Genomic DNA, 22,250 nt, shown 5'->3' with positions numbered 1-22,250 from the left:
CTCCCACGGGGAGAGGGTGATCCGTTTCCTTCTCCCTCCGGGAGAGGGTAGGGTGAGGGGAAAACCGCACCACACCTGAATATAAGTTGAGAACACCATGGATCAGTTTGAATGTATTAACGTAGAAGAAGCCCATCAGAAGATGCACCAGAAAACCGCGGTGCTGGTGGATATCCGCGATCCGCAGAGCTTTGCGATGGGCCACACGCCGGGCGCGTTCCATCTCACCAACGACACGCTGGGCGCGTTTATGCGCGATAACGACTTCGACACGCCGGTGATGGTGATGTGCTATCACGGCAACAGCAGTAAAGGCGCGGCGCAGTATCTGCTCCAGCAGGGTTACGACGCGGTATACAGCGTCGATGGCGGCTTCGATGCATGGCATCGTCATTTCCCGGCAGAAGTTGAATACGCGTTTGAGCGCTGATCCCGCTATACTGTCCCCTTTTGTGTGGAAATAAGCGACCGCTGCCCATGTTGATGATCACCTCTTTTAGCAACCCGCGCGTCGCCCAGGCGTTTGTCGACTATATGGCGACGCAGGGCATTATCCTGACTATTCAGCAGCATACACAGACGGATGTCTGGCTGGCAGACGAAAGCCAGGCTGGGCGCGTGAACGCCGAGCTGGCGCGTTTCCTGGAAAACCCGGGCGACCCGCGTTATCTGGCAGCAAGCTGGCAATCCGGCCAGACCGACAGTGGCCTGCACTATCAACGTTTTCCGTTTCTCGCCACCCTCCGCGAGCGCGCAGGACCGTTTACGCTGCTTTTGATGGCAGCCTGCATCATCGTCTTCATTATTATGAGCGTGGTGGGCGATCAGAGCGTGATGATTGCCCTCGCATGGCCGTACGATCCCTCCCTGCAATTTGACGTCTGGCGCTACTTCACGCATGCGCTGATGCACTTCTCGGTGATGCATATCCTCTTTAACCTGCTGTGGTGGTGGTATCTCGGCGGAGCAGTGGAGAAGCGGCTCGGCAGCGGCAAGCTGATTGTGATCACCCTTATCAGCGCCCTGTTAAGCGGCTATGTGCAGCATAAATTCAGCGGTCCGTGGTTTGGCGGGTTATCCGGCGTGGTGTACGCCCTGATGGGTTACGCCTGGCTCAGAGGCGAGCGCGACCCGGAAAGCGGCATCTATTTACAACGTGGATTAATAACCTTTGCGTTAATATGGCTTATTGCCGGATGGTTTGATCTGTTTGGTATGTCTATCGCCAATGGTGCGCACGTTACCGGCCTGGCGGTCGGGCTGGCGATGGCGCTGGCCGATACGCTCCATGCGCGAAAACGAACATAATTCCCAGGGATATTTCATGAAACAAACACAACGTCATGACGCCATTATCGAACTGGTAAAAAAACAGGGATACGTCAGTACTGAAGAGCTGGTGGAGCAGTTTGCCGTCAGCCCGCAAACCATCCGTCGTGACCTCAACGACCTGGCCGATCAGAACCGTATTCTGCGCCATCACGGCGGCGCGGCGCTGCCGTCCAGCTCGGTGAACACCTCATGGCATGACCGTAAGGCGACGCAAACGGCAGAGAAAGAGCGTATCGCCCGTAAAGTGGCGAGCCAGATCCCGAACGGCGCGACGCTGTTTATTGATATCGGCACCACGCCGGAAGCGGTCGCCCATGCGCTGCTGAACCATGAGAACCTCCGCGTGGTGACCAACAACCTGAACGTGGCCAACACGTTGATGCAGAAAGACGATTTCCGCATCATCCTCGCGGGCGGCGAACTGCGCAGCCGCGACGGGGGCATTATCGGCGAAGCGACGCTCGATTTTATCTCTCAGTTCCGCCTCGATTTCGGCATTCTGGGGATCAGCGGCATCGACACCGACGGCTCGCTGCTGGAGTTTGATTACCACGAGGTGCGCACCAAGCGCGCGATTATTGAGAACTCGCGCCACGTGATGCTGGTGGTGGATCACTCGAAATTTGGCCGCAATGCGATGGTCAACATGGGCAGCATTAGCATGGTGAATGCGGTCTACACCGACGAGATGCCGCCGGCGGGCGTGTTGCAGGTGATTAAGGATAACAATTTGCAGCTGGAGTTGTGCTAGCGGTTGTGTCGGGTGGCGCTGCGCTTACCCGACCTACAAATTGTACTCCCTCTCCCTGTGGGAGAGGGCCGGGGTGAGGGCATCAGGCCGCACAAAACTAAACTCCGTACCCCATCATCTTCAACAACTGCTGCGCATGCTGCACCGCGTCCTGACGGTGCGCCACGCCCAGCTTCTGATACAGATTGCGAATGTGCGTTTTGATGGTGGTTGCCGCCACCGCCAGCTCACCGGCTATCTGCTCGTTGCTGTAGCCTGAATAGATCAGCCCCAGCACCTGCCATTCACGCTGTGTGAGCGGGCTGGTGCGGATAAGCTCCGGTACTTCCGGATGGTTCAGCAGACGTTCAACAAAGTTCTCATCGAAGTGCGCAAACTTGTGGCGATGGTGCTGGTTGATCTCGCGCAGAATGCGCTGGGCGCGATGCTGATCGAGTTCCGGCAGCGTGTTGAGCTGAATCAGCTGGCGCAACTGCTGGGCCATCACTTCACCCTCAATCACAAAGTGGCTGATAAACCCGGTGCGGTTCGCCAGCTGCAACGCTTCCAGCAGCACGCGCTGGGCATCGTTTTTACGTCCCGCCTGCCAGTAAAGCTGGTTTAACAGCAGCAGGTTGCGGTTTAAATCGCTCATCAGGCGCAGGCTACGGGCGTTTTCGTTTAACTCTTCCAGCACGATTTCGGCAGGCTCGAAGTCACCCAGCAGGATCTGCACGCGGGCAATATTGCGCCACTGGCTTTGCAGGAAGTGGTTATTGGCAAATTCTGGTTTAGGCGTGTGACGCAGCCAGTTGGCGGCGGACTTTTTATCGCCGGTCATCTGCCAGTAAATCACCCGGACCTTATCGGCGTTGGAGACCCAGTCGCTATGGTACTGTCCGTTGCCAAGCAGGTTTTCCAGGCGGTTAAGGTGGTTGCGGGCATTATCCAGGTCGCCGCGTGCCAGCGAGCACTGCACCAGCAGGGCCAGGCACTGGAGTTGCTGCTGCGGCTGGAAGCTCGAAAGCACATTCAGGCCCTGGCGGGCGCAGCTTTCTGCTTCATCCAGACGCGACCATGCCCAGAGCAGCTGAGCGCGAATACGCAACAGGAACTCGTGCATCGGCAACTGTTCCAGATGCTGTTCACGGATCAGCTGGAACGCTTTCTCCTGGTTTTCCCAGGCGGCCTGCAGGAACCCCTGAGCAAATAAAATCTCGCTTTGCTGGATCAGGCTCCAGAGGGCGTAATGCCAGACATCGTGGCGGCGGGCCATCTGTTCGGTTTGCTGCATGAGCGAAAGCGAACGCGTGAGGTCGCCCTTACAGTGCAGCACTTCGCCGTGTACCGAGGTGGCCACAATACGGCTGTAGAAATTCGCCAGCGGCAGCTCATCCAGCGCGACCATCGCCAGCCGTTCGGCTTCTTCCGGGTCGCCGTCGTTAATCGCCACCTGCGCACGCAGGGCGTTAAATTCGCCGTGCAGGGTGGCATCCATCTCGCTTTCCATCTCCTGCTCGGCGCGCGCCAGCAGGGTGTTCACTTCGCTGTAGCGATGCTGGCTCTGCATCAGCCAGGCCTGGAGCAGCACCAGACGCGGATTCTCCAGCAGGCTCTCCCACGGCAGCGCTTTTAACGACTCTTCCAGCAGCGTCAGTTCGCTGTGGTTGAACAGTCCCCACGCGTGGTTGAGCAGAATATCGCGCAGCATACCGGCATCTCCGGCGGCCAGCGCATGGTGGATAGCCTCGCTCGGGAAACCTTGCGCCATCCAGCTTTCGGCGGCGGCGCGGTGAATTTCTGGCAGCTCTGCGGCCATCTCCCACTGGCAACGCTGGCGCAGGAAGCTGCCAAACAGCGGATGGTAGCTAAACCATTCGCCGGGATCGTCCATTCGCGTCAGGAACAAACCCTGACGTTCAATCTCTTCGAGCTGAAGCTGCCCGTTTTCAATACCGGTGACGCGCACAATCAGCGCATCGTTCATCGAACGTAGCAGGGAGCTTTTCAGCAGGAAATGGCGGGTAGTGAGGTCTACGCTGTTGAGTACCTCATCCACCAGATAATCCGACAGGTGGCTGGCGTTGATGCCCGCCAGGCGGCGCGCGGACTGGTGCGTTGGGCTATTGTTTTGCCGCGCGGAAAGGGCAATCAGCTGAAGCGCCGTGGCCCAGCCTGCAACGTCATCACACAGGCGGCTGCTTTCCGACGCCTCAATCGGAGAAGTCAGACGGCAGTCAAAGAACTGTTTCGCTTCCTGATGGGTAAAGGCCAGCTGCTGACTGCCAATTTCCAGTAGCTGATCGCGCACCCGCAGGTTGGCAATGCCCAGCTGCGGAAGGTTGCGCGACAGGACGACCAGCGTCAGGTTTTCCGGCTGATGGCGCAGGAAGAACCGCATGGACTCGTGAATAACCGGGTTGGTGATCAGATGATAATCATCAATCACCACATACAGCGGGCGATGCCATTCGGCCAGTTCGATAAACAGCTGGGAGAACAGAGAGGACAGGCTGGCGTACTGGCGCTTTTGCACCATCACCTCGCTGGTGACGCAGTGTCCGTTGGTTGCCTGCTGAATCGCGGCAATTAAATAGCTGGCAAAACGCTCCTGCTGGTTATCACCTTCATCCAGGGAGTACCAGCCAAGATCGCTTTTACCTGCCGCCCATTGCGAAATGAGCGTTGTTTTTCCATAACCCGCAGGGCTCGTAACCAGCGCCAGTCGGAAATTATGCGCACCGGAAAGTTTAGCCAGCAGGCGCTCGCGGACCACAGTATGGTCAAGACGAACCGGGCGACTTAATTTGGACGGAATCAACATAGTTTTCACTTCACTGTGGGGAACGAGAGAATTTATTTTTTTTGCGCTTCGTAATTAATATCTATAAGTTCGGCCAATAGAGGAACTATTGCAAGTTATGTCTGGGTTTGGAGGCTCTGAATTTGCACTCTGTCACAAAACATTCTCATCATTGGTGGAACTTTTCATAAATGGCTGGATGCCGCGCTGTTACTGGCTTGTCTGCATGGCGCGCGGTTGCGCTGAAACTGGTTTCAGAAAGAGATAATGACGGTGAAGTTAATTAACTTTGGGGAAAGTTGCTCTGGCTTAATAGTGTTGCTGGAAAGCCGCTGTACGTGAGAAATATTATTCTACGTAAGTAATCATTTCAGCGATGATTAATTTCCTCCGAAACTGCATTTCATTTCTTTGACGCTCTTCCGGGATCGCTTTTTCAGCGAAGCGCACACTTACACAGTGGCCTCGATCACACTTTTATGCTCATCCCCGCTACTCCTCCCTGCCTAATCCCCGACAGGAGGAGGAAGAGGCGCAATGAGCCAGGCACACTAGCGCCAAATGTGTTTTCTCTCTACAGGATGCCGATTCCCTATGTCACAGCCTACTTTCAACAAAGCTCAATTCCAGGCTGCCCTGACGCGTCAGTGGCAGCGTTTTGGCCTTCATGCTGCAAACGAGATGACGCTTCACCAGTGGTGGCAGGCGGTGAGCGGGGCGCTCGCAGAGCAGCTGGACGCTCAGCCCGCGACGAAGCCTGTGAAAGGCCAGCGTCACGTCAACTACATTTCGATGGAGTTCCTGATTGGCCGTCTGACGGGTAACAATCTGCTGAACCTTGGCTGGTATCAGGACGTCGGCGATGTGCTGAAAGAACACGACATCAACCTGACCGATCTGCTGGAAGAAGAGATTGATCCGGCGCTGGGTAACGGCGGTCTGGGACGTCTGGCAGCCTGCTTCCTGGATTCCATGGCAACCGTGGGCCAGTCGGCCATTGGCTATGGTCTGAACTACCAGTACGGTCTGTTCCGCCAGTCGTTCGCTGACGGCCACCAGATGGAAGCGCCGGACGACTGGCATCGTAATACTTACCCGTGGTTCCGCCACAACGCACAGCTGGATGTGCAGGTCGGGATTGGCGGGAAAGTCACGAAGCAGGGGCTCTGGGAACCAGCGTTCACCATTACCGGTGAAGCCTGGGATCTGCCGGTGCTCGGCTACCGTAACGGCGTGGCGCAGCCGCTGCGTCTGTGGCAGGCGAAGCACGCGCATCCATTCAACCTGACTAAATTCAATGACGGTGATTTCCTGCGCGCCGAGCAGCAGGGTATCGACGCCGAGAAGCTGACCAAAGTGCTCTACCCGAACGACAACCATCTGGCGGGTAAAAAGCTGCGCCTGATGCAGCAATACTTCCAGTGCGCCTGCTCCGTGGCGGACATTCTGCGCCGCCACCACCTGGCGGGCCGCAAGCTGGCGCAGCTGCCGGACTTCGAAGTTATTCAGCTCAACGACACGCACCCAACCATTGCCATCCCGGAACTTCTGCGCGTGCTGATCGACGAGCATCAGCTGAGCTGGGACGACGCCTGGGCCATCACCAGCCGCACCTTCGCCTACACCAACCACACCCTGATGCCGGAAGCGCTGGAATGCTGGGATGAGAAGCTGGTGAAAACGCTGCTGCCGCGCCATATGCAGATCATCAATAAGATTAACGACCAGTTCAAAACGCTGGTGGAGAAAACCTGGCCGGGCGATAAGGCCGTTTGGGCGAAGCTGGCCGTGGTACACAACAAACAGGTGCGCATGGCGAACATGTGCGTGGTAAGCGGCTTTGCGGTGAACGGCGTGGCCGCGCTGCACTCGGATCTGGTGGTGAAAGATCTCTTCCCGGAATACCACCAGCTGTGGCCGACCAAATTCCACAACGTGACCAACGGCATTACGCCGCGTCGCTGGATCAAACAGTGCAACCCGCTGCTGGCCGGCCTGCTGGACAAGACCCTGAAGAAAGAGTGGGCCAACGATCTGGACCAGCTCATCAACCTGGAAAAATACGCTGAAGACGCGAAGTTCCGCGAGCAGTACCGCGCCATTAAGCTGGAGAACAAGGTACGTCTGGCCGAGTTCGTGAAAATGCGTACCGGAATTGAAATTAACCCAAATGCGATTTTCGATATCCAGATCAAACGCCTGCACGAGTACAAACGTCAGCACCTGAACCTGCTGCACATTCTGGCGCTGTACAAAGAGATCCGCGAGAACCCTCAGGCCGACCGCGTCCCGCGCGTGTTCCTGTTCGGTGCGAAAGCGGCGCCGGGCTACTACCTGGCGAAAAACATTATCCTTGCCATTAATAAAGTGGCGGCGGCGGTCAACAACGATCCGAAAGTGGGCGACAAGCTGAAGGTGGTGTTCCTGCCGGACTACTGCGTCTCTGCGGCTGAAATGCTGATCCCGGCGGCGGATATTTCCGAGCAGATCTCTACCGCCGGTAAAGAAGCGTCCGGCACCGGCAACATGAAGCTGGCCCTGAACGGCGCGCTGACCGTCGGCACGCTGGACGGTGCGAACGTTGAAATCGCCGAGAAGGTCGGTGAAGAGAATATCTTTATCTTCGGCCATACTGTTGAAGAAGTGAAAGCCATCAAAGCCAAAGGGTACGACCCGGTGAAATGGCGTAAAAAAGACAAAGTGCTGGATGCGGTGTTGAAAGAGCTGGAAAGCGGAAAGTACAGCGACGGCGACAAGCACGCGTTTGACCAGATGCTGCACAGCATGGACAAACAGGGCGGCGACCCGTACCTGGTGATGGCGGACTTCACCGCTTACGTTGAAGCGCAGAAGCAGGTCGACGTGCTGTACCGTGACCAGGATGCCTGGACCCGCGCGTGTATCCTGAACACCGCGCGCTGCGGTATGTTCAGCTCTGACCGCTCAATCCGTGATTATCAGGCTCGTATCTGGCAGGCAAAACGCTAAGGAAGCGCGATGGAGAGTAAACGTCTGGACAGTGCCGCGCAGGCGGCGGGAATTAGCCTCAGTTACATCAATGCGCACGGCAAACCGCAGTCTATTGGTGCGGACACCAAAAGACGTTTGCTGGATGCCATGCACAAAACCGACGCGAAAGCGTCGGGAGCGCCGGTGCCGAACGTGAAGGTCTTTACCGCGGGCAAAAAGATGCCGCTGGCGGTGGAAGGACGCGGCGAGTTCAGCTGGCTGCTCACCACCGAAGAGGGGCATCAGCATAAAGGCCATGCCACCGGCGGCAAAACCCTCACCCTTCCGGCGAAGCTGCCGGAGGGCTATCACAGCCTGACGCTCACCCAGAATGACAGCCGCTTCCACTGTCGGGTGATCGTCGCGCCGAAGCGCTGCTATGAGCCGCAGGCGCTACTCGAAGGCAAAAAGCTGTGGGGCGCCTGTGTGCAGCTTTACACCTTGCGTTCAGACAGCAACTGGGGCATTGGCGATTTTGGCGACCTGAAAAAGATGCTGGCATCTGTTGGTGAGCGCGGCGGGGCATTTATCGGTCTCAACCCGATCCACGCCCTCTATCCGGCGAATCCGGAAAGCGCCAGCCCGTACAGCCCGTCTTCCCGCCGCTGGCTGAACGTGATCTACATCGACGTTAACGCGTTAGACGATTTCAAAAACAGCAAAGAGGCGCAGGCGTGGTGGAAGCTTGAGACCACCCAACAGATGCTGAAACAGGCCCGCGATGCGGACTGGGTCGATTATGCCTCCGTGACCGCGCTGAAAATGGCGGCGCTGCGTCTGGCCTGGAAGGGCTTTGCGAAGCGTGACGACGAGCAGATGGCAGCCTTCCGCCAGTTTGTGATGCAGGAAGGCGAGAGCCTTTACTGGCAGGCGGCGTTTGATGCGCTGCATGCGTATCAGGTCCAGGAGGATGAGATGCGCTGGGGCTGGCCGGTGTGGCCGGAAGCGTATCAGTCCGTGGATACCCCGGAAGTGAAGGCGTTTTGTGAGACGCATGCCGACGAGGTGGATTTCTATCTCTGGTTGCAGTGGCTGGCGTACAGCCAGTTTGCTGCCTGCTGGCAGGTGAGCCAGGGCTATAACATGCCGATCGGTCTGTATCGCGATCTGGCCGTCGGCGTGGCGGAAGGTGGGGCGGAGACCTGGTGTGACCGTGAACTTTACTGTCTGAAAGCCTCCGTCGGTGCGCCGCCGGATATTCTGGGCCCGCTTGGTCAGAACTGGGGCTTGCCGCCGATGGATCCACACGTGATGGCGGCGCGTGCCTACGAGCCGTTTATCGATCTGCTGCGCGCTAACATGCAGAACTGCGGCGCGTTGCGTATCGACCATGTCATGTCTGTGCTGCGTCTGTGGTGGATCCCGTACGGTGAAACGGCCGATCACGGGGCGTACGTGCAGTATCCGGTGGACGATCTGCTCTCAATCCTCGCGCTGGAGAGTAAACGTCATCAGTGCATGGTGATTGGCGAAGATCTCGGTACCGTGCCGGTTGAGATTGTCAGCAAGCTCCGCGACAGCGGGGTTTACTCCTACAAAGTGCTCTATTTTGAAAACGACCATGAGAAAACCTTCCGCGCGCCGAAAGCGTACCCTGAACAGTCAATGGCAGTCGCGACGACGCATGATCTTCCTACGCTCAGAGGCTACTGGGAAAGCGGCGACCTGACGCTCGGCAAAACGCTGGGCCTCTACCCGGATGAAGAGGTTCTGCGTGGGTTGTATCAGGATCGCGAGCTGGCGAAACAGGGGCTGCTGGATGCGCTGCATAAGCATGGCTGTCTGCCGAAGCGCGCCGGGCATAAGGCGTCGCTGATGTCGATGACGCCAACGCTTAACCGTGGCTTACAGCGCTATATTGCCGACAGCAACAGCGCGTTGCTCGGTCTGCAACCGGAAGACTGGATTGATATGGCGGAGCCGGTAAACATTCCCGGCACCAGCTATCAGTACAAAAACTGGCGTCGCAAGCTGTCCACTACGCTTGAGAAGATGTTTGCGGATGACGGCGTGAATAGGTTGATTAAGGATTTGGATAAACGGCGAAAAGCAGCCGGTAAGAAGTAATAAAAAACCCGCCAGTGGCGGGTTTTTTATTATCAGGTCGTGCTCATGTAGGTCGGGTAAGGCGTAGCCGCCACCCGACTTAGGGCATCAGACCACCATATTCAACAGCAGCACCCCGACCAGGCCACACACCGAAATAATGGTCTCCAGCGCGGACCAGGACTTGATGGTTTCACCGATGGTCAGGTTGAAGTACTCCTTGAACAGCCAGAAGCCCGGATCGTTCACGTGGGAGAAAATCACGCTACCGGAACCGACCGCGATAACCATCAGCTCAGGGCTGACGCCCGTCGTGGCAATCAGCGGCGCAACGATACCACCCGCGGTAATCGCCGCAACGGTTGCAGAGCCCAGCGCGATACGCAGCACCGCGGCAATAGACCATGCCATCAGGAGCGGCGATACGTTGGTTTCATGCATCATGGCAGCAATGTATTTATCCACGCCGCTGTCGACCAGCACCTGCTTAAACGCGCCGCCACCGCCGATGATCAGCAGCATCATGGCAATGATTTTGATGGAAGAGGTCAGCGTGTCGTTGATCTGATCCATGGAACGACCACGGTTAAGACCGAAGGTGAACATGGCGATCAGGACCGCAATCAGCGTTGCCATCACCGGGTCGCCCAGGAACTCCGCAACGGACAGGAACGCGTGACCTTTCGGCAGAACCATCTCTGCTACGGCACGCATTGCCATCAGGATCACCGGCACCAGAGAGGTCCAGACGCTGACGCCAAAGCCAGGCATCTCTGCATCTGTGAAGGTTTTGGCGCTGTACAGGCCTTCCGGGATGGGCTTATCAATGCCTTTCAGGAAGCGCGCATAAACAGGACCGGCCAGGATAACCGTTGGGATCGCCAGAATCGTACCGAACAGCAGGGTTTTACCCATGTCGGCATGGAAGATGGTGGCGATAGCCGTTGGACCCGGATGCGGCGGCAGGAAGCCGTGGGTGACGGACAGCGCCGCAGCCATCGGTACGCCTACGAACAGCAGCGGGATGTTGGCGGCAGCGGCGATGGTGAACACCAGCGGCAGCATCAGGACGAAGCCCACTTCATAGAACAGTGCGAAACCGACGGTAAAACCGGTTAACACCACCGCCCACTGGATGTGCTGCTTGCCAAATTTATCGATAAGGGTAGTGGCAATACGCTGCGCGCCACCGCAGTCCGCGAGCATTTTACCGAGCATGGCGCCGAAGCCCATGATCAGCGCCAGGCTGCCGAGCGTACCGCCGACACCGGCTTTAATGGAGCTGATAACTTTAACCAGCGGCATTCCCTGCATCAGACCGACTGCAAGTGCCACCAGAACCAGAGCGATAAATCCGTTCATTTTGAAGCGGATCATCAAGAGCAGTAATAACACAACACCGATAGCGACGATGACTAATGGCATGATTGACCTGGCCTTTGAATTGTTATGGGTAACGTCATTGTTTCAACGACAAATTCCGGTTGTCCCAACTGGGAACAGAGTATTAACGGCACTCATACTGATGCCTGCGAAAACGATAAGTTTAGTCGGCTGTTATAAGGGTGTTGAGTGCCCATGGGAATGATACGGGTAACATGGCGTGATTGAGAATCACCCAGGGAGGCAAAATTTGAATTATGAGACGCAGGTCAACATATAGAGGGGGAGGCAAGAAAAAGCAGGCCCGGTAAGCGCAGCGCCACCGGGCAATACAGACGGGCACTGAATTAGTAGTAAGAGTGCTCGCCGCGCTGGTGTTCGGTCAGATCGCGCACGCCTTTCAGTTCCGGGAATTCGTTCAGCAGCTGCTTCTCGATCCCTTCTTTCAGGGTTACATCGACCATGGAGCAGCCGTTACAGCCGCCGCCGAATTGCAGGATCGCCAGACCATCTTCGGTGATTTCCATCAGGGAAACACGTCCACCGTGGCCGGCCAGCTGCGGGTTGATCTGCGATTGCAGCAGATATTCCACACGCTCCATCAGCGGGGCATCGTCAGAGACTTTACGCATCTTCGCGTTTGGCGCCTTCAGCGTCAGCTGAGAACCCAGCTGGTCGGTGACGAAATCAATCTCCGCATCTTCAAGATACGGCGCGCTCAGCTCGTCAACGTACGCGGTGAGCTGTTCAAATTTAAGGGCAGTGTCAGTTGCTTCCACAGCATCCGGAGGACAATAAGAGACACCACATTCTGCATTCGGAGTGCCTGGATTGATCACAAACACGCGGATCTGCGTCCCTTCTTCCTGATTTGCCAGCAGTTTGGCAAAGTGCGCTTGTGCAGAATCGGAAATACGGATCATAGCTTTGGCCTAATAGTTGACTAAATTACCTGGGTATAATCATACGCCCATTGAAGAAGGGCTACAAGGTACGGCACAGACACCATACCTGAACTGACGCGGCGCCGCTTTGCAAAAGCAGTCGGGAAAGTTCAGCCACGGTACTGCCCGTGGTGACGACATCATCCACAATCGCGATATGGAGACCGTTGACCGGCAATTCAAGGCGAAAGGCGTTTTTCAGGTTTCTTTTGCGCGACCGGGCGTTGAGCCGGTGCTGAACGGCAGTGGCATGAATACGTTTCAGCGCAGAGGCGGGGTACCGGCAACCCAGCCAGCGGGCGAGCGGACGGCACAGCAGGTCGCTCTGATTGTATCCCCGCCGCCAGTGCCGACGCTGAAAGAGTGGCACGTTCACGAGCGTGTCGACCGACGGTAGCCCACGCGTTCTTCGCGCCTGCAATACCGCCAGTAATAACAGGCGTGCCAGTGGCTGCGCCAGCGCGAACTGGCTGGAAAACTTAAACTGATGAACCAGACGACTCAGCGGCAAAACGTAATCATCCACCGCCACCAGCGCGCTCCACGGCGGCGCTTTTTTCAGGCATCGACCACAGGGGAGCGTCTGGCTTACGGCAGGCAAGCCGCATTGCGGACAGCCCTTCAGGTAACCCAGCGCTCCCGTGCAAACGGAACAGACGCCCCACGCGCTCAGCGCAAGTGGCATTCGGCATAGCCAGCACAAGCCCGGCACTGTTAGCATACGCAACCTCCATGTGAAAAAAGAGAACGTTAACTGATGAAGACGCTGTGGTGGCAGACCGTTGGAACGGGAAATTGTCATCTTGTGCTGCTGCACGGATGGGGACTGAACGCCGAAGTGTGGCGTTGCATAAGTGAGGAACTGGCCTCGCAATTTACGGTACACCTGGTGGATCTGCCGGGGTATGGCCGCAGCCACGGCTACGGCGCGATGACGCTCGACGACATAGCGGAGCAGGTTCTGGAAGCGGCGCCGCAAAAAGCCGTCTGGCTCGGCTGGAGCCTGGGCGGGCTGGTGGCAAGCCAGATTGCGCTGCGCCATCCTGAGCGGGTCCAGGCGCTGATCACCGTTGCCTCATCACCCTGTTTCAGCGCCCGCGAGGCGTGGCCGGGCATCAAACCTGAGGTGCTGGCCGGGTTCCAGCACCAGTTGAGCGAAGATTTCCAGCGGACGGTGGAGCGTTTCCTGGCGTTGCAGACGATGGGAACAGAAACCGCCCGTCAGGACGCGCGAATGCTGAAGCAGACGGTGCTTTCCCTGCCGATGCCGGAGGTTGAGGTGCTGAACGGTGGACTGGAGATCCTGAAAACGGCCGATTTGCGTGAGCCGCTGGCGTCACTGACGGTGCCGCATCTGCGTATTTATGGCTATCTGGATGGGCTGGTCCCGCGCAAGGTGGTTCCGCTGCTGGATGCGCTGTGGCCGGAGAGTGAATCAATGGTGGTTGCCAAAGCGGCACATGCGCCGTTCATCTCTCATCCTGCTGAGTTTTGTTCGGCGCTGTCCAATTTTATCAGCGAAGCGCCCACCACTCCCTGAGGCAGGCTTTACCTTCCGGACAACTTTTACAACTGCCGGACAGACAACTGTCCGGCTCTTCCTGAATGCGCACGGCTTTCCCCATCGCCTCCAGCCTTTCCAGCATAGCATCGATCATCGGCTGCGGCGTATGCAGGCTGAGGCTGAGCTGCTTCGCCTCCATTCGTCCCTGTAACGCCAGTAAGTCACGGACCTGAATCAACGATGCCATCTTTTTCCCCTCAGTGACAGTCGCCCGCAGGGCTACTACAGCAGGTCGTTGGGGTTTTGCGCGTTGCCAGCAGGTTAACGTCAACGCGGCTACGTGCCCGGCGCAGCAGGCCAATCACCATCACGTTAAACAGGATCACCGCGAGGATACAGACCAGGCTGTAGCGCGGATGCTGGCTGTAATTGACGGTTTGATAAAACACGGTCGCCAGCGAGTAGGCAATGTTCAGCCCCCACAGAATGGAGAAGCCCATCCAGCCGCGGCTGGACTCACGGGCAATGGCGCCCATGACCGAGATGCACGGAATATAGAGCAGGACGAAGATCAGGTAGCTGTAGGCCGCCGACGCGCTGCCAAATTTCTGACCCATCACGCCCATTGCTCCGGTCGCCATTACGCCGTCGCCTTTGCTGGCTTCAATCGGGTTCGCCAGCACGCTCAGGCTGAAGGTGTCTTTCAGGCTCTGCCAGGTCTCTTCTACTGCACCCAGAAGTTCGTCACCGAGGCTGAACTCTGCCGGGTTGAACTCCTCTTCCTGGATGTTTTCCGCGGTGTAGAGCGTGTTCAGGGTGCCGACAACCACCTCTTTTGCCATCGCGCCGGTGAACAGGCCCACGGTTGCCTGCCAGTTGTCTTCCTGTACGCCAATCGGTTTGAAGACCGGCGTAATGATCCGGCTGACGGAGGCAAGGGCAGAGTCATTAATGTTGTCCGCTGCCTGGCCGCTCAGGGTGAAGCTGTTCAGGGCGCTCAGGAAAATGCTGACCACTACAATCACCTTACCGGCGCGCAGAACAAAGCCCTTCAGGCGCTGCCAGGTTTGAATAATCAGGCTTTTCAGATGCGGAACGTGATAAACCGGCAGTTCCATCACGAACGGCGACGCTTCGCCACGCATGATGGTGTGCTTCAGCATCAGGCCGGTGAGAATAGCCATCACGATACCCAGCACATACAGGGAGAAGACGGCCAGCGCCCCTTCCTGACCAAAGAACGCCGCGGCAAAGACCGCGAAGATCGCCAGACGTGCGCCGCAGGACATGAACGGCGCCATCATGATGGTCATCAGGCGTTCGCGCGGTGCGTCCAGCGTACGCGCGCCCATGACTGACGGCACGTTACAGCCAAAACCGACAATCAGCGGCACGAAGGATTTCCCCGGCAGCCCCAGCGCCTGCATCAGGCGGTCCATCACGAAGGCGGCGCGTGCCATGTAACCGGAATCTTCAAGGAAGGAGAGGAACAGGTACATCATGCCGATCTGCGGTACCAGCGGCAGGACGGTATTGATCCCGCCGCCGATCCCCTGCGCAAGGAAGATGGTCAACCATTCCGGGAAGTGGAGGGTGTAGCCCAGCCACTGAATACCGTGCACGAAGATAGCGACAGAGCCGCCATCAAAGATGGGTTGTAATGCACCGCCGATGTTTATAGCGAGCAGGAACATTACGTACATCACCAGTAAAAAGATTGGCAAACCGAGGAAGCGGTTGAGCACAATCTTATCCACGGCGGCGGTGAAGCGGCTGGGTTCAGCGGTTAATGCATTGCTGACCACGTCACAGATAGCGGCGATGGCCTGATAGCGCGCATCCGCAATGTGCAGGGCCGGGTCATCCAGCTCGTCGCTCAGGCGAGCCTGTGCAACGCTCAGCTTATCCGCCGCATCGCCTGCGTAGGCGCGGCTGTAGATATCGCCTTCCAGCATTTGCAGGCCAAGCCACAGGCGCTGTCTGGCGGGCATGGCGTTGTCCATCTCCTGCGCCAGCTGCCCGGCCTCGCGCAGCAGCGGCTGGGCGTAGTGCACCAGTTCGACGTCGGCATTGCCCGTGTGGCGGTCAATTGCCAGCTTCAGGGCGTCAATGCCGCGCGCGCGGGTAGAAACCAGCGGAACCACCGGGCAGCCCAGACGGGCGGAGAGGGCGTCGACGTCGATGCGCAGCTTTTGCTTCTCGGCAATGTCGAGCATGTTAAGCGCTACGATGCAGGGGATCCCCAGCTCCAGCAGCTGTAGCGTGAGGTAAAGATTTCGTTCGAGATTGGAGGCATCCACCACATTGATGAGCAGATCCGCGTCGCCGCTCAGAATATAGTGGCAGGCAATTTGCTCATCGAGAGAGGTCTGAGATGAAATTGTGGTGAGTGAATAGGTCCCCGGTAAATCAACCAGCGTGACCTGATTATCTGTCGTTGTGAACTGGCCTTCTTTGCGTTCAACCGTTACGCCTGCCCAATTTCCCACACGCTGGCGTGCGCCGGTTAACTGATTAAATAAGGTTGTCTTGCCGGAATTAGGATTGCCAATTAAGCCAATAGTTAATTTTTTCATTGTTTTAGACTCACTGAAACCGCTGGCTTGTTAACGGGATAAAGATTCAACTTCAATTAATGCGAGGTCTTTTTTACGCAGAACCAGATTAACGCGTCGGGTTTCGATATGAACAGGATCGCCCAACGGCGCCACGCGCACCACCTGGAATGATGAGCCGGGTAGCATGCCCAGTGACAGTAGCTTCTGCCGATAGGCCGGGCTTATCTCACGGGTAAAACCGATAATTTTCCACGCACTTTCTGGAGTGAATTGCATAGCGCCTGATTCCACGAGAGGTTAAATAATCAACACTGCGATGATAATGAGAATAGTTTTTATCAGCAATAATAAAAATGTGACGGGATGTTGTTAATCGTATTAATTTGCGGTCTGCTTGACCTTGCTCAATATTTGCGGGAATACCCGGGAAGGAATAAAAAGCGTATTTGTTAATGGAGTGATAAATAGCGGTTTAAATATGGATATGCAATCGGTTTCATATTTTACGATATAATTTTTCCCCTCACCCCGGCCCTCTCCCCAAAGGGGCGAGGGTGTTCAAGTTCCCTCTCCCCTTTGGGGAGAGGGTTAGGGTGAGGGGCATTTACAGGATTAGCGTTTCTTACCCATCGCCGCTGCCAGCGCATCCATCATCGCGCTGTTGCCTGCTGGCTGTGCGTCACGTCCGCGTGGCTTCGCGGCTTTCGCTGCCGGACGCTGCTGTTCACGGCCACCGCCATTACCGCCACGGCGCGCGTTAGTGTCGCCCGGCTGCTCGTCCAGACGCATGGTCAGGGCGATACGCTTACGCTGAAGATCCACTTCCAGCACTTTCACCTTCACGATGTCGCCCGCTTTGACCACGGTGTGCGGATCTTCAACGAACTTGTCGGCGAGGGAAGAGATATGCACCAGACCGTCCTGATGCACGCCGATATCCACAAACGCGCCAAAGTTGGTGACGTTGGTTACCGCCCCTTCCAGCACCATGCCCGGCAGCAGGTCGTTCATGGTTTCCACGCCGTCAGCAAAGGTCGCGGTTTTAAACTCAGGACGCGGATCGCGGCCCGGTTTTTCCAGCTCTTTGATGATGTCAGTGACCGTCGGCACGCCGAACTGTTCGTCGGTAAAATCCACCGCTTTCAGGTTACGCAGCGCGCTGCTGTCGCCCATCAGGTCTTTCAGCGCCTGCTGGGTGGCGGCCAGGATACGCTCGACAACCGGATAGGCTTCCGGGTGAACGGTAGAGGCATCCAGCGGGTTATCGCCGTGGTTGATGCGCAGGAAGCCCGCGCACTGCTCAAAAGCTTTCGGCCCCAGACGGCTCACCTTCAGCAGCTGCTGGCGGTTCTGGAACTGACCGTTCTCATCACGCCAGGCGACGATATTCTGCGCCATCATACGGGTCAGGCCTGCTACGCGGGTCAACAGCGGAACGGAAGCGGTATTCAGGTCCACGCCGACGGCGTTAACGCAGTCTTCCACCACCGCATCCAGCTTGCGCGCCAGCTGCGTCTGGCTCACGTCGTGCTGATACTGGCCCACGCCGATGGATTTCGGGTCAATTTTCACCAGCTCCGCCAGCGGATCCTGCAAACGACGGGCGATAGAGACCGCACCGCGCAGGGAAACGTCCAGTTCCGGGAACTCCTGCGCTGCCAGCTCAGAGGCGGAATAGACAGATGCCCCCGCTTCGCTGACGATCACTTTCTGCGCCGTCACTTTCGGGAACTGCTTCTGCACGTCGAGATAGAAACGTTCGGTTTCGCGGGACGCCGTACCGTTACCGATGGCAACCAGCTCAACGTTGTACTTCTCGCACAGCGCGGCGACCACGACAGCCGCTTTCGCTGCCTGACCGGTGTGCGGGTAAATGGTGTCGGTGGCAACCAGCTTGCCGGTGCCGTCAACCACGGCCACCTTCACGCCGGTGCGCAGACCCGGATCGAGACCCATGGTGGCGCGCAGGCCAGCCGGCGCAGCCATCAGCAGGTCGTGCAGGTTACGGGCGAAGACGTTGATCGCTTCGTCTTCGGCGCGCTCGCGCACGGTGCCCATCAGCTCGGTTTCGAGGTGCATGAGCACCTTGATGCGCCAGGTCCAGCTCACCACGCCTTTGCGCCAGCTGTCCGCCGGGGCGTTGTTCAGGCGCAGGCCCAGATGGTCGATTATGATCTGCTCACAGTGGCTCTCTTTAGGCGGCTCGTCAAACTGCGGATCGGCATTCAGGGAGAGTTGCAGCACGCCTTCGTTACGACCGCGGAACATCGCCAGCGCGCGGTGAGACGGCGCGGTAGAAATGGGTTCGTGGTGATCGAAGTAGTCGCGGAATTTCGCGCCTTCGTCCTCTTTGCCGGACACCACGGTGGAGACGATATGGGCGTTCTTCCACAGGTAATCACGCACTTTGGCCAGCAGCGCCGCGTCTTCGGCGAAGCGCTCCATCAGAATGTAGCGAGCGCCGTCCAGCGCGGCTTTGGTGTCCGCTACGCCTTTTTCGGCGTCGATAAATCTGGCGGCTTCGGTTTCCGGATCGTGAGACGGCTCGTTCCACAGCAGGTCGGCCAGCGGCTCAAGGCCGGCTTCGATCGCAATCTGCCCGCGCGTGCGGCGCTTCGGTTTGTACGGCAGATAGAGATCTTCAAGTTCGGTTTTGCTCAGGGTACCGTTAATGGCTTTTTCCAGGTCACTGGTCAGCTTGCCCTGCTCGCCGATAGATTTGAGGATCGCCTGACGTCGGTCTTCCAGCTCGCGCAGATAGCCCAGACGGGTCTCAAGGTTACGCAGCTGCGTGTCATCCAGACCGCCGGTGACTTCCTTACGATAACGTGCAATAAACGGCACGGTGTTCCCTTCATCAAGCAGACGAACGGCAGCTTCTACCTGTTCGGCTCTGGCCTGAATATCACCCGCAATAATGCGGCAGAGCGACTCTTTCATCATGGTCAGTTCATCTTGTGGATCGAAAATCAGGGGGATAGTTATACGGGCTGACACCAAAAAAAGCCAGCCGGGGAGGGCGCTCTCGGACTATTTAACATACTCGATTTCGTTGACGTACCAGCTTGCTTCACCCGCGGGCGTCTGGACAACGGCTAAATCGCCCACCTCTTTTTTCAGCAGGGCGCGGGCCATGGGTGAATCGATAGAAATGTAATCCTTACGACCGAAAATTTCATCATAGCCAACGATACGAAAACGCAGGGTGTCGCCGTTGTCGTTTTCAATTTCGACCCACGCGCCGAAAAACACTTTACCTTCCTGCTGCGGGGAGTAATCGACAATTTTGAGATTCTCGAGGCATTTCGTCAGGTAGCGTACCCGGCGATCGATTTCGCGCAGTCGCTTTTTATTGTACTGATAGTCCGCATTCTCGCTGCGGTCGCCCAGACTTGCGGCCCAGGTGACTTTTTTGGTCACTTCTGGACGCTCTTCGCGCCACAGGTAATCCATCTCTTTTTTGAGTTTCTCGTACCCTTCGCGGGTGATCAGAGGCGTTTTCATGGTGCTGCCTTTAATGCCGGTTAACTGTCTTTGCGCACAATACGTAGCGCACAGTGTAACAGACAAGATTAATAATGATTTATGTGATGAAATGAACAGATAAGCTGCTGTTAAATATGCTTTGTAACAATTTCGTCTAGAATTTATACCAGAATTTGCTGGTCGAACCCGTGCACTTTTTTAGAATACGCTGTTCCAGGCTTATCCGAACCTTTGGGAGTACACACAATGCAAGAGAACTACAAAATTCTGGTCGTAGATGACGACATGCGCCTGCGTGCGCTGCTGGAACGTTATCTGACCGAGCAGGGCTTCCAGGTTCGTAGCGTCGCGAACGCGGAACAGATGGATCGTCTGCTGACGCGTGAATCCTTCCACCTGATGGTGTTGGACCTGATGCTGCCTGGCGAAGATGGGCTCTCTATTTGCCGTCGTCTGCGTAGCCAGAGCAACCCGATGCCAATCATCATGGTGACGGCGAAGGGTGAAGAAGTTGACCGTATCGTCGGCCTTGAGATTGGCGCTGATGACTACATTCCTAAGCCGTTTAACCCGCGTGAACTGCTGGCGCGTATTCGCGCCGTGCTGCGTCGTCAGGCGAACGAGCTGCCGGGCGCGCCGTCTCAGGAAGAGGCCGTCATTGCATTCGGTAAGTTCAAGCTGAACCTCGGCACCCGTGAAATGTTCCGTGAAGATGAGCCAATGCCGCTCACCAGCGGCGAGTTTGCGGTACTGAAAGCGCTGGTCAGCCACCCGCGTGAACCGCTTTCACGTGACAAGCTGATGAACCTGGCGCGCGGCCGTGAATACTCCGCAATGGAACGTTCTATCGACGTGCAGATCTCTCGTCTGCGCCGCATGGTGGAAGAAGATCCGGCGCATCCTCGTTATATTCAGACCGTGTGGGGTCTGGGCTACGTGTTTGTCCCGGACGGCTCTAAAGCATGAGGCGAATGCGCTTCTCGCCGCGAAGTTCGTTTGCCCGCACGCTGTTATTGATCGTCACCCTGCTGTTTGTCAGCCTGGTGACGACCTACCTGGTGGTGCTGAACTTTGCGATCCTGCCGAGCCTTCAGCAGTTTAATAAGGTGCTGGCATACGAAGTGCGTATGCTGATGACCGACAAACTGCAACTGGAGGACGGCACGCAGTTGGTTGTTCCCCCGGCATTCCGTCGGGAAATCTACCGTGAGTTGGGCATTTCTCTCTATTCGAACGAAGCGGCGGAAGATGCCGGCCTGCGCTGGGCGCAGCACTATGAATTCCTTAGCCAGCAGATGGCGCAGCAGCTTGGCGGCCCGACGGAAGTGCGCGTTGAGGTCAATAAAAGCTCGCCGGTTGTCTGGCTGAAAACCTGGCTGTCACCCAACATCTGGGTGCGTGTTCCGCTCACCGAGATTCATCAGGGCGACTTCTCACCGCTGTTCCGATACACCCTGGCGATCATGCTGCTGGCCATCGGTGGCGCATGGCTGTTTATTCGTATCCAGAACCGACCGCTGGTCGACCTGGAGCATGCGGCATTGCAGGTTGGTAAAGGTATTATCCCACCGCCGCTGCGCGAGTATGGCGCATCGGAAGTGCGCTCGGTAACGCGTGCTTTTAACCACATGGCGGCAGGCGTTAAACAGCTGGCTGACGACCGTACGCTGCTGATGGCGGGGGTTAGCCATGACCTTCGCACCCCGCTGACACGTATCCGGCTGGCAACAGAGATGATGGGCGAGCAGGATGGTTATCTTGCAGAGTCCATCAACAAGGATATCGAAGAGTGTAACGCCATCATCGAGCAGTTTATCGACTACCTGCGCACCGGGCAGGAGATGCCGATGGAGATGGCGGATCTGAACGCGGTTCTGGGCGAAGTTGTTGCCGCCGAAAGCGGTTATGAACGTGAAATTGCGACCGACCTTCAGGCGGGCGAGATTCAGGTACGTATGCACCCGCTCTCCATCAAACGCGCGGTGGCGAATATGGTGGTCAACGCGGCGCGCTACGGCAACGGTTGGATCAAAGTCAGCAGCGGTACGGAACTCAACCGCGCCTGGTTCCAGGTGGAAGACGATGGCCCGGGCATCAAGCCTGAGCAGCGTAAGCACTTGTTCCAGCCGTTTGTGCGCGGCGACAGCGCGCGCAGCACCAGCGGAACCGGCTTAGGCCTGGCGATTGTGCAGCGTATTGTTGATAACCATAACGGACTGTTGGAAATTGGCACCAGCGAACGGGGTGGTTTGAGCATTCGCGCATGGTTACCGGTGCCGGTTTTACGGGGGCAGGTGAAAGAGAGTTAAAAAAGGGTGGGGCCTGATGCCCTCACCCCGGCCCTCTCCCACGGGGAGAGGGATCCCCAGTAATTTTTTTATGCAGAAGCAATAAAGTTGCTTTCTAAATGACTGAGGGCTGTCAGCGATGCCCTGGTCCGGCTGTAAATCGCTGA

The 22,250-nt window shown here is 57.1% G+C and carries 17 protein-coding genes; 8 read left to right on the top strand and 9 right to left on the bottom strand.

Annotation, left to right across the window (positions count from 1 at the left end):
* Nucleotides 1-97: 97 nt before the first annotated feature.
* The 3 genes from glpE to ACNQ0T_RS16380 are packed head-to-tail and all read left to right on the top strand — an operon-like array spanning nt 98 to nt 2,083.
* Nucleotides 98-430, top strand: a complete 333-nt coding sequence (gene glpE, locus ACNQ0T_RS16390; RefSeq protein ID WP_022649643.1) for a thiosulfate sulfurtransferase GlpE — start codon at nt 98-100, stop codon at nt 428-430.
* A gap of 47 nt (nt 431-477) precedes the next feature.
* On the top strand, nt 478-1,308 hold the full coding sequence (gene glpG / locus ACNQ0T_RS16385) for a rhomboid family intramembrane serine protease GlpG (RefSeq protein ID WP_022649642.1): 831 nt from the start codon (nt 478-480) through the stop codon (nt 1,306-1,308).
* A 16-nt stretch (nt 1,309-1,324) separates the two neighbouring features.
* Nucleotides 1,325-2,083, top strand: a complete 759-nt coding sequence (locus ACNQ0T_RS16380) for a DeoR/GlpR family transcriptional regulator (protein ID WP_022649641.1) — start codon at nt 1,325-1,327, stop codon at nt 2,081-2,083.
* 97 nt (nt 2,084-2,180) lie between these two features.
* On the opposite strand, the gene malT is transcribed toward ACNQ0T_RS16380, so the two are convergent.
* Nucleotides 2,181-4,886, bottom strand: a complete 2,706-nt coding sequence (gene malT, locus ACNQ0T_RS16375; RefSeq protein WP_022649640.1) for an HTH-type transcriptional regulator MalT — start codon at nt 4,884-4,886, stop codon at nt 2,181-2,183.
* A gap of 573 nt (nt 4,887-5,459) precedes the next feature.
* Here malT and malP point away from each other — a divergent pair.
* Together malP and malQ are read left to right on the top strand one after the other, a co-directional pair.
* Nucleotides 5,460-7,853: a maltodextrin phosphorylase gene (gene malP / locus ACNQ0T_RS16370; RefSeq protein WP_417930243.1), complete on the top strand. Its 2,394-nt coding sequence runs from the start codon at nt 5,460-5,462 to the stop codon at nt 7,851-7,853.
* 9 nt (nt 7,854-7,862) lie between these two features.
* Entirely contained in the window at nt 7,863-9,941 is a 2,079-nt protein-coding gene (gene malQ, locus ACNQ0T_RS16365) for a 4-alpha-glucanotransferase (protein WP_417930242.1), read from the top strand.
* A gap of 87 nt (nt 9,942-10,028) precedes the next feature.
* On the opposite strand, the gene gntT is transcribed toward malQ, so the two are convergent.
* From gntT to gntX, 3 genes are all read right to left on the bottom strand, one after another.
* Entirely contained in the window at nt 10,029-11,345 is a 1,317-nt protein-coding gene (gene gntT / locus ACNQ0T_RS16360) for a gluconate transporter (protein ID WP_022649637.1), read from the bottom strand.
* Nucleotides 11,346-11,650: 305 nt separating this feature from the next.
* Nucleotides 11,651-12,226 (bottom strand): Fe-S biogenesis protein NfuA, encoded by a 576-nt coding sequence (nfuA, locus tag ACNQ0T_RS16355; protein ID WP_003861601.1) that lies wholly within the window; start codon nt 12,224-12,226, stop codon nt 11,651-11,653.
* A 61-nt stretch (nt 12,227-12,287) separates the two neighbouring features.
* Entirely contained in the window at nt 12,288-12,968 is a 681-nt protein-coding gene (gene gntX / locus ACNQ0T_RS16350; protein ID WP_023298787.1) for a DNA utilization protein GntX, read from the bottom strand.
* A 36-nt stretch (nt 12,969-13,004) separates the two neighbouring features.
* Between gntX and bioH the strand changes: the two genes are divergently transcribed.
* The gene (gene bioH / locus ACNQ0T_RS16345) at nt 13,005-13,787 is read left to right on the top strand and encodes a pimeloyl-ACP methyl ester esterase BioH (RefSeq protein ID WP_280005253.1); all 783 of its coding nucleotides are present in this window, start codon (nt 13,005-13,007) and stop codon (nt 13,785-13,787) included.
* On the opposite strand, the gene feoC is transcribed toward bioH, so the two are convergent.
* The 5 genes from feoC to greB all read right to left on the bottom strand — a co-directional run bounded on the left by feoC (nt 13,762) and on the right by greB (nt 19,813).
* Nucleotides 13,762-13,998 carry a [Fe-S]-dependent transcriptional repressor FeoC gene (gene feoC / locus ACNQ0T_RS16340; RefSeq protein ID WP_063138080.1) on the bottom strand — a complete coding sequence of 79 codons (237 nt, stop codon included), beginning with the start codon at nt 13,996-13,998 and terminating at the stop codon, nt 13,762-13,764. The genes bioH and feoC overlap by 26 nt on opposite strands.
* 10 nt (nt 13,999-14,008) lie before the next feature.
* Nucleotides 14,009-16,327, bottom strand: coding sequence for a Fe(2+) transporter permease subunit FeoB (gene feoB / locus ACNQ0T_RS16335; RefSeq protein WP_022649634.1), 2,319 nt, complete (start codon nt 16,325-16,327; stop codon nt 14,009-14,011).
* A gap of 30 nt (nt 16,328-16,357) precedes the next feature.
* The gene (feoA, locus tag ACNQ0T_RS16330; RefSeq protein WP_022649633.1) at nt 16,358-16,585 is read right to left on the bottom strand and encodes a ferrous iron transporter A; all 228 of its coding nucleotides are present in this window, start codon (nt 16,583-16,585) and stop codon (nt 16,358-16,360) included.
* A 336-nt stretch (nt 16,586-16,921) separates the two neighbouring features.
* Nucleotides 16,922-19,252, bottom strand: a complete 2,331-nt coding sequence (locus ACNQ0T_RS16325) for a Tex family protein (RefSeq protein WP_022649632.1) — start codon at nt 19,250-19,252, stop codon at nt 16,922-16,924.
* An 87-nt stretch (nt 19,253-19,339) separates the two neighbouring features.
* Nucleotides 19,340-19,813 (bottom strand): transcription elongation factor GreB, encoded by a 474-nt coding sequence (greB, locus tag ACNQ0T_RS16320; RefSeq protein ID WP_022649631.1) that lies wholly within the window; start codon nt 19,811-19,813, stop codon nt 19,340-19,342.
* A 228-nt stretch (nt 19,814-20,041) separates the two neighbouring features.
* Here greB and ompR point away from each other — a divergent pair, with 228 nt between their 5' ends.
* A complete protein-coding gene (ompR, locus tag ACNQ0T_RS16315; RefSeq protein WP_001157751.1) occupies nt 20,042-20,761 on the top strand; it encodes a two-component system response regulator OmpR in 720 nt (239 codons plus the stop codon).
* Entirely contained in the window at nt 20,758-22,104 is a 1,347-nt protein-coding gene (gene envZ / locus ACNQ0T_RS16310; RefSeq protein ID WP_003861615.1) for a two-component system sensor histidine kinase EnvZ, read from the top strand. Before ompR ends, envZ begins: the two co-directional genes overlap by 4 nt.
* Nucleotides 22,105-22,250 lie beyond the last annotated feature (146 nt).

Source organism: Enterobacter cloacae complex sp.6700776 (assembly GCF_048284255.1).
Lineage (GTDB): Bacteria > Pseudomonadota > Gammaproteobacteria > Enterobacterales > Enterobacteriaceae > Enterobacter > Enterobacter intestinihominis.
Note: the sequence above shows the minus strand (reverse complement) of the source record. Positions and strands in the feature narration are given on the sequence as shown.